Here is a 4,285-nt window from a genome sequence, read left to right as displayed (position 1 = left end):
AAGCTCGCTACGCGCGGGCGTCACCACGGATACGGACTACGGCTCATGTCCATAGCCGTCCATGAGGCGGGCGGCACTGTGGACATCTCTTCCGCCCCTCGTCAAGGCACCAGCGTGACCGTTACCCTGCCGCTGGACTAAAGACCGGGGCGACCGTTAATAGACTCGGATACCCGCCGTCGCTGGGACGGCGGGTATCCGTATTTTCAGCACTTGGCGCCGCTACCGCGTCAGCTTGGCGCTATCGTGCTCCAGGTCGCCGATGTGGCCCGGTGCGTTTGCGGCCAGGACCCTGGCAACGAAGGCCCCGTACTCGTCCATGAAGTGCCGAAGGAACTTGGCGGTGTCCACATTGTTGACCTCGCCGTCTTTACCGAAGGCCGCAGCGTCGTAATGGATATATGCCTCAGGGGCGTTCAGCTGTGGCGCGTCCAGGAAGCTCAGCACGCTGCGGAAGGAAGACTGCATCACCGCGGTGCCGATGCTGCCCACCGAGGCGCCGATGATGCCGGTGGGCTTGCGGGCGAACGAGTTGCTCCCCCACGGGCGGGAGCCCCAGTCGATGGCGTTCTTGAGCGCACCGGGGATGGACCGGTTGTATTCGGGTGAGACGAACAGGATGCCGTCAGAGCCCTCGATGGCCTCCTTCAGGGCACGGCCTTCGGGCGGGAAGTCGGCGTCATAGTCGTAGCTGTAGAGCGGGAGGTCCCTGATGGGGATTTCCGTAAATTCAAGGTCCTCGGGAGCGAGTTTGATCAGCGCGTTGGCGAGGACCCTGTTGATGGAACCGGTAGCGAGGCTCCCCACGAAGTATCCGATCTTGAACGGTGCCATGAGTGTTCCTTCCAATGGCCAGTCGATGCCGGCCGTCCATGTCCTGCTTGGAAAAGGTGCCGCCCGTGACTGGACGGCGGTTAGTGCCCACTGCATCACCAGTCCAGCACAGAAGATTAACCACGGCCAGAGCTCCGGTAGGTCCTTGACACGCTGCGCCGGGGAGCGCTGAATGATCTGTAGCGAAGTCCCCGGCGCGGTCAGGAGCAACATGAGCGAAAATCCACTGCAGGATGAACGGGTCCACACGGAGGCACCCGCCGAGGGCGACCCGGACGCCGATGTCACGGAGATCCGGGTGCACAGCCAGGACCCGGCCGAGGGACCTGATACTCCGGAAGCTACCGGGCTCGCCAAATAGACCAGCCCTCAATGTGCCGCCACTGGATCACCGCACGGCGGGAAGGTGTGAGACAGCGAGTTAGGCGTACGGTCCTGTCGTCCGTCCTTCTTCGTGCCACCCCCGAATTTGCTGGGCACCTAGCGGCGATAGCGCAGGGCGACGCTGAGCTGCCTCCTTCTGAACCGATCCGTTAGCTGAATCGCGCGCTCCAGATCGTGGCTACCCCTTGCGGTTGACTTTGCCCTGCGACTATTTTGAAACGAATCAGAAAACGGTTTCCCCTGCGCTCCTTGGTGGGCCGCGATGGCTGGCGGTCCGGGCGCGAAACCGAAACAGCGGAAATAGGCCCAACAGAATTGGACACAATGATTGAACATACGCTGGTCAGGTGGATCGACGGCGACGCCCCGGCAGAAATCAGCAGCGGCACCACCTGGGGTATGCCGTTTCCACGCGGAAAAGTAGCGGACGCTGTGGAACTCAGCGTCCGTGATGGGGACGGCAATCCCACCCCAAGCCAGGCCTGGCCCCTTGCTACCTGGCCCGACGGTTCGCTCAAATGGGCCGGGTTGGCGATCCCTGCCACCGACGCTCCCTCCGAGGCATATGAGGTAACGGCCGACGGCGGCGCCTCACCCGGTAAAGCAGCCCTCCCGCCGTCGGGCCTCCCCAGCGTCACCGTCACTGAAACGGCCGAAGCATTCACGGTGGACACGGGCACGCTGCAGATGGTGATCAACCGCAGCGGTTCCCACCTTTTCAGCAGCCTTACACGCGGCGGAACCGAAGTGGCCCGGGATGCCCGCTTGGTCAGCCTCCTGCAGGACAGCATTCCGGAGGGCGCCGGCACTGCCAGCCGGGAGGCCTTTGCCGGCGAGGTCGCCGCCGTCGCGCTCGAACAAGCGGGTCCGGTACGTGCAGTGGTCCGGCTGGAAGGACACCATCGCCCGGACACACCGCGCAGCGGCAGGCGGAGCTGGCTGCCGTTCGTGGTTCGGCTCTACTTTTACGCCAACGCCCGCAGCGTGCGGATGGTGCATTCGTTCATCTGGGATGGTGACGCCGAGCAGGACTTCCTGGCGGGGCTGGGCGTTCGGTTTACCGTACCGCTCGAGGCCGAGCTCCATGACCGGCACATCCGGATCGCTGGGGCCGACGGCGGATTCCTCCTGGAAGGCGTGCGTGGCCTCACCGGGTTGCGCCGGGATCCGGGCGAGACGGTCCGCCGGTCACAGGTGGAAGGCCGGCCCACCCCGCCGTTGGCCGAGTGGAACCCGGAAGTTTCCGAGCGGCTCCACCTGGTTCCCGCGTGGAACGACTACACGCTCACACAGCTCAGCGCGGACGGCTTCGACCTCCGCAAGCGCACCGGCACCGGCCACGCCTGGGTGGGGATCTCCGGCGGCACAAGGTCGGCCGGGTTCTGCTCGCTGACCGATACCCGCGGCGGGTTCGGCGTGGGCGTTAAGGACTTCTGGCAGTCCCACCCGGGCCAGCTGGACATCCGTGGTGCGGCCACCGGTGAAGCGTCCCTGACCGCCTGGCTGTACTCCCCGGAGGCCCAGCCCATGGACCTGCGCTTCTACCACGACGGCATGGGCCAGGACACGTTCGAGGAACAGCTCGAGGGGCTCGAAATCACGTATGAGGACTACGAGCCGGGCTTCGGTAACGCCGCCGGCATCGCCCGCACACATGAGTTAACTCTCTTCGCTTACGAAGGCACACCGGCAACCGAAAGCCTCGCGGCGGACGCTCATGCCGCCTCAACTCCGGCCCTGCTTCAACCCACCCCGGAGTGCCTGCACTCTGTGGGCGTCTTCGGCGACTGGGATCCCGTGGACCGCAGCTCCCCCGCCCGCGCCGAACTCGAGGACCATCTGGACTTCCTCTTCGATTTCTACGCGGGCCAGGTGGAGCAGCGCCGCTGGTACGGCTTCTGGAACTACGGCGATGTCATGCACACCTACGACCACGACCGGAACGTGTGGCGGTACGACGTGGGCGGCTACGCCTGGGACAACTCCGAGCTCTCCCCCGACCTCTGGCTCTGGTACTCCTACCTGCGTTCCGGACGGCCGGACATCTTCCGGTTCGCGGAGGCCATGACCCGGCACACTGGCGAAGTGGACGTGTACCACCTGGGGCCGTGGAAGGGACTGGGTTCGCGGCACAACGTCCAGCACTGGGGCTGCAGCGCCAAGCAACTGCGCATCAGCACGCCGGCCTACCGCCGCTTCTACTACTACCTCACCGCGGACGAGCGCACCGGCGACCTGCTCACCGAACTGGTGGACAGCGACCAGAACTTTCTGGGCCTGGACCCGGTCCGCAAGGTCCGTCCCGACGCTGACACCTACCGCCCCAACCGGAATGCACTCGGCGTGGGACTCGGGACGGACTGGGGCTCGCTCGCCGCCACGTGGCTAACTGACTGGGAACGCACTGGCAACCCGCGCTCCCGCGACCGCCTCCTGGGCACCATGGCAGACATCGGAGCCCTCAAATACGGCTTCCTCACCGGCGAGGCCCTGTACGACCTGGACAAGGGACGGTTCGACACCGGCCGCGAACTCATCCAGGTCTCTCACCTCAGCGCAGTTTTCGGCCTGGTGGAGATCTGCAGCGAACTGGTGGACCTGGTCCCCGATCCGGCGTTCGAGCGGGCATGGCTGCAGTACTGCCGGCTCTTCCTTGCCGCCAAGGAGGAGCAGGTGGAGGCCGTGGGCCAACCGCTGGCAGGGATCTATCTCACGCAGGCGCACAGCCGGCTCACCGCTTACGCGGCAGCCCGGCTGAACGATCCGGAATTGGCAGCCCGGGCGTGGGAAAGCTTTGCCGAGGGCGGGGAGCACCTGAACCATGAATCGGCCTTCACGCTGCGGAAGATTGAGCCGCCGCACGTGCTGCTGCCCGTGGACGAGGCACCCACCGTCTCCACCAACGACGCGTCCCAGTTCGGCCTGGCGGTCATCCAGAACCTGGCGCTGATCGGCAACCATCTGCACTGACTGCCAGGCTCCCATCACGACGGCGGCACCCCGGCGGGCGAAAGCCGTAAAGCCAGGTGCCGTCGTCGTCCGTCCCCATTCCCCCTGGCTGGTTGCG

General features: G+C 65.5%; 4 protein-coding genes. 3 read left to right on the top strand and 1 reads right to left on the bottom strand.

The features are described from left to right. A partial coding sequence (locus AC5RWX_RS30895; RefSeq protein WP_494100020.1) for an ATP-binding protein occupies window positions 1-141 on the top strand: 141 nt, incomplete at its 5' end. 81 nt (window positions 142-222) lie between these two features. Here AC5RWX_RS30895 and AC5RWX_RS30890 read toward each other — a convergent pair. Then, a complete protein-coding gene (locus tag AC5RWX_RS30890; protein WP_494100019.1) occupies window positions 223-834 on the bottom strand; it encodes an NADPH-dependent FMN reductase in 612 nt (203 codons plus the stop codon). A gap of 211 nt (window positions 835-1,045) precedes the next feature. Between AC5RWX_RS30890 and AC5RWX_RS30885 the strand changes: the two genes are divergently transcribed. Both AC5RWX_RS30885 and AC5RWX_RS30880 read left to right on the top strand, forming a co-directional pair. Further along, the gene (locus tag AC5RWX_RS30885; protein WP_494100018.1) at window positions 1,046-1,195 is read left to right on the top strand and encodes a hypothetical protein; all 150 of its coding nucleotides are present in this window, start codon (window positions 1,046-1,048) and stop codon (window positions 1,193-1,195) included. A 347-nt stretch (window positions 1,196-1,542) separates the two neighbouring features. Further along, the gene (locus AC5RWX_RS30880; protein WP_494100017.1) at window positions 1,543-4,188 is read left to right on the top strand and encodes an exo-rhamnogalacturonan lyase family protein; all 2,646 of its coding nucleotides are present in this window, start codon (window positions 1,543-1,545) and stop codon (window positions 4,186-4,188) included. The last annotated feature ends 97 nt before the right edge of the window (window positions 4,189-4,285 follow it).

It is taken from the genome of Arthrobacter sp. SPT-J7 (assembly GCF_059089965.1).
This window is presented reverse-complemented; position numbering and strand designations above follow the sequence as displayed.

Excerpts from the sequence above, each read along its gene's own strand:
- AC5RWX_RS30885 (WP_494100018.1), top strand. The coding sequence starts at position 1,046 with ATGAGCGAAAATCCACTGCAGGATGAACGGGTCCACACGGAGGCACCC.
- AC5RWX_RS30880 (WP_494100017.1), top strand. The coding sequence starts at position 1,543 with ATGATTGAACATACGCTGGTCAGGTGGATCGACGGCGACGCCCCGGCA.
- AC5RWX_RS30890 (WP_494100019.1), bottom strand. The coding sequence starts at position 834 with ATGGCACCGTTCAAGATCGGATACTTCGTGGGGAGCCTCGCTACCGGT.